3 protein-coding genes and 1 pseudogene are annotated in these 3,977 nt (G+C 65.2%); all 4 read left to right on the top strand.

All coding sequences use genetic code 11. The annotated features are described in order from the left end of the window. Positions 1-360 (top strand): annotated as a pseudogene (locus tag WAW85_RS02815) (hypothetical protein); the annotation flags it as partial. Next, positions 360-1,760: an FtsW/RodA/SpoVE family cell cycle protein gene (locus tag WAW85_RS02810; protein ID WP_422558137.1), complete on the top strand. Its 1,401-nt coding sequence runs from the start codon at positions 360-362 to the stop codon at positions 1,758-1,760. The pseudogene WAW85_RS02815 and the gene WAW85_RS02810, both read left to right, overlap by 1 nt. Then, positions 1,757-3,244 carry a penicillin-binding transpeptidase domain-containing protein gene (locus WAW85_RS02805; RefSeq protein ID WP_422558136.1) on the top strand — a complete coding sequence of 496 codons (1,488 nt, stop codon included), beginning with the start codon at positions 1,757-1,759 and terminating at the stop codon, positions 3,242-3,244. The genes WAW85_RS02810 and WAW85_RS02805 overlap by 4 nt, the downstream gene beginning before the upstream one ends. Then, positions 3,241-3,977, top strand: a 737-nt coding sequence (locus WAW85_RS02800; protein WP_422558135.1) for a protein kinase domain-containing protein, incomplete at its 3' end; no start/stop codon positions are given. The genes WAW85_RS02805 and WAW85_RS02800, both read left to right, overlap by 4 nt.

The raw sequence follows: 3,977 nt of genomic DNA, 5'->3' as shown, positions 1-3,977 counted from the left end.
CGCCCGCTCCTTGTTGAGCTCGACTCCAGCCAATCCTGTGAGTCGATGCAGCTCGCCGACCTCACCGACGGCGCCCAAAAGACCGTGAACGACGCCAGCATCCGCAATCTCACCAGCCGGGGCGCAGTGGAGAATTCGCTCTCGCGACTGATCTTCTTACCTTGCGCGGCCGCCAAACTCCCCGAGCAGCCCCAGTCGAACGAACGCGACGAACGTCCCGATCGCCATACCCCGACTTCCGGGGCACCGCGATCCACGCAGACCGGATCGAGCTCGGCCGCTGAGAAGACCGCCTCCCCCAAGAGCACATCGGCGCCAGTCGGCACCACCGAGAAAACCAGGGACTGCTCGGGGAACTGATGACTGCTTCGTCCACTCCGCACGCCCCGCCCACGGCGCCCAAGGCCCGTCGCCACCGCACCGAGCTGTGGCTACTGGGCTTTGCCGTCGTGTTGGTTACGGTCGCGCTCCTGACCGTGCAAGCAGCCCAGGACCAACCCTTCAGCTGGGATCTGCTGCAGTACATCCTCGGTTTCGTGGTGCTTTTCGGGATCGCGCACGTCGCTATCCGGGTGCTGGCGCCCTACGCTGATCCACTGCTGCTCCCCGCCGTCGCCGCCCTCAACGGCCTGGGTCTGGTAATGATCCACCGCCTTGACCTGACCGCGCGCGGCGAAGTCACCAACCTGGCCACGTCGCAGGTGATGTGGCTGGCCGTCGGAATCGCCGCCTTCGTCGGAACACTGTGGATCGTCCGCGACCATCGCACGCTGTCGCGGTACTCCTACACCCTCGGGTTGCTCGGCTTGGTGCTGCTCATCCTGCCCATCGTGCTGCCCAATTCCGAGGCCCGCGGTGGCGCCAAACTGTGGATTCAGACGCCGTTCTTCTCGATCCAGCCGGGCGAGTTCGCGAAGATCCTGATCATCATCTTCACCGCGTCGTTCCTGGTGTCCCGGCGCGACCTGTTTACCACCGTCGGTAAACACTTCGCCGGCATCGATTTCCCGCGCGGCCGCGACCTGGGTCCACTGCTCGCCGCCTGGGCCATCGCCATCTGCGTACTCGTCCTGGAGACCGACCTGGGCAGCTCGCTGCTGATCTTCGCGACCATGCTCGCCATGCTGTACGTCGCCACCGAGCGAGTCAGCTGGATGCTGATGGGTTTGAGTCTGTTCGCGGCCGGCGCCGTGGCCGCCTACTTCCTATTCGGGCACTTGCAAGACCGCGTCTCCATCTGGCTTGACCCGTTCCAGTCCCCCGACGGCGCCGGTCTGCAAATCCTGCGCAGCCTCTTTGCGCTGGCCGCCGGTGGCCTGTTCGGCACCGGTCTGGGCTCGGGTTATCCGAGCCAGGTCCCGGAAATCCACAACGACTTCATCCTCGCCGCCTTCGGTGAGGAGCTGGGCCTCGTGGGGCTGACCGCGATCGTGCTGCTGTACCTGATGATCGTGATGCGCGGCCTACGCGCAGGCATCGGCGTACGCGACAGCTTCGGCAAGCTACTGGCCGCCGGGTTGGCCTTCACCATCGCCATTCAGCTCTTCGTGGTGCTCGGCGGCATCTCCAAGCTGATCCCGATGACCGGTCTGACCTCACCGTTCCTCTCTTACGGCGGCTCGTCGCTACTCGCGAACTACATCCTGATTGCCTTGCTGATCCGGGTGTCCAACGCCGCCCGTGAACCAGACGCACCGAAAAAGGCGGCCCCGGCCGCGCCGGTCAGCGCCCTGCCGACGCAGGTGGTGAAGCACTCGTGAACCGTCCCATTCAACGCGTAGCCATCGCCGTCGTCGTGCTGTTTTTGCTGCTCCTGGGCAACCTGACCTGGGTCCAGGTGATCCACGCACCCGCGCTGCGCGCCAGCGAGTACAACAAGCGCAGCCAGATCGACACCTACTCGCGTCAGCGCGGACTGATCCTGGACGCGCAGGGCGGCGTGCTGGCCGAGACCATTCCGTCTGACGGACAGTTCAAATACCAGCGGCGCTACCCCGCACAGCCCGTGGAGGCGTACGCCCCAGTGACTGGTTTCTACGGTCCACACTTCGGTGCAGGCTACGGACTGGAGCAAACCGAGAACGCCTTCCTCAACGGCACCGACGACCGCCTGTTTACGCAGAATTTCATGGACATGTTCGCCGGCCGCGATCCCCGCGGCGGCAACATTCAGACGACGATCGTGCCCGGCCTGCAGACCGCGGCCTACGAGGCACTGGCGGACGGCTCGTGCAACGGCCCGTGCCGCGGCGCCGTCGTGGCCTTAGAGCCGAGCAGCGGCAAAGTGTTAGCGATGGTCTCCACACCCAGCTACGACCCGAACGTGATGGCGACCGAAGACTATCCGGCCGCCGAAGCATCCTGGAATCAGCTCAAGAGTGAGCCATCGCCGCTACGCAACCGGGCGATCTCCGAGCTCTACCGTCCGGGTTCGACCTTCAAAGTGATCACCACGGCCGCGGCCTTGGATGACGGCGTACGGCCGTCGATCCGCCTGACCTCGGCCGCCACCTGGCCGCTGCCCGGCTCGTCGACGGTCCTGCCGAACGACGGAAACCCGCCGCGGCCGTGTCCGGAGGCTTCCGGTGGCACCGTGACGCTCGCGCAGGCGTTCAAATACTCGTGCAATACTGCCTTCGGCCAGTTGGTCACCGAAAAGTTGCCCGGCGACCAGTTCGCGGTCTTCACCGGCACCGCCATGGACTTCGGGGTCGGCGAGAGTCCACAGGGCATTCCGCTACCGGTCGCGAAATCGTCCGTCGGCGAGCTCGGCGGAGACAAAGCTGCCCTTGCGCAGGCCTCCATCGGTGAACGCGATGTGAAGCTGACTGTGCTGCAAAACGCAGTGAACGCGGCCACGGTTGCCGCCGGTGGTATCCGGATGCGCCCTTACCTGGTGGACAAGTACCAGTCGGCGGATCTAGCCACCATCCACACGGAGTCGCCGTCCCAGCTGAGCAAACCGCTGAGCGCCGAGAACGCGGCCACCCTGACCGAGCTAATGATCACCGCCGAGCAAAACAGCAACGGCGCGCAAGCGGGGATCGCGTCGAAGACCGGAACTACCGATCCGAACGAGACTGGTAGCGCCTACGCCTGGTACATCGCCTTCAAACCCGGCTCAAACATCGCGGTGGCCGTGATGGTGGAGAACGGCACCGGTGGCGCAGATGCTTATGGCGGCGTCATTGCCGCCCCGATTGGACGTGCAGTGTTGAATGCTTCTACGGGAGGTAACCGATGAGCCTGCAGAACGGCGCCATCATCGCCGACCGGTATCGATTGGTCCGCCTGATCGCCACCGGCGGCATGGGTCAAGTGTGGGAGGCGCTCGACACTCGGCTGGGTCGGCGCGTGGCCGTAAAGGTGCTCAAAGCCGAATACTCCAACGATCCCACATTCCTCGCGCGCGTCCGCACCGAAGCGCAAACCACGGCCCGCCTGAACGATCCGGGCATCGCGAACGTCTTCGACTACGGCGAAACCCCCGACCGCAACGGCGGCGATCCCCTCGCCTACCTGGTGATGGAGCTTGTCGATGGCGAGCCGCTGAACTCGGTGATCACCCGCATGGGCAAATTGTCGCTGGCGCACACGCTGGACATGCTCGAGCAGACCGGCTGGGCGCTGCAGGCCGCGCATGTGCAGGGACTCGTACACCGTGACGTGAAGCCCGGCAACATCCTGATCACGCCGACCGGCCAAGTCAAGATCACCGACTTCGGCATTGCCAAAGCCGTCGATGCTGCCCCGGTGACCCAGACCGGCATGGTGATGGGCACCGCCCAATACATCTCACCGGAGCAGGCGACCGGAGGGGAGGCCACCGCGGCGTCGGACGTCTACGCGCTCAGTGTCGTCGGCTACGAGGCCCTCACCGGGGAACGTCCGTTCACCGGGGATGGCCCACTGACCGTGGCGATGAAGCACATTCAGGACCCGCCGCCGGCGCTGCCCGATTCAGTGCCCGCCCCGGT

Origin of the sequence: Gordonia sp. (in: high G+C Gram-positive bacteria) (assembly GCF_049299075.1) — a bacterium.
Lineage (GTDB): Bacteria > Actinomycetota > Actinomycetes > Mycobacteriales > Mycobacteriaceae > Gordonia.
This window is presented reverse-complemented; position numbering and strand designations above follow the sequence as displayed.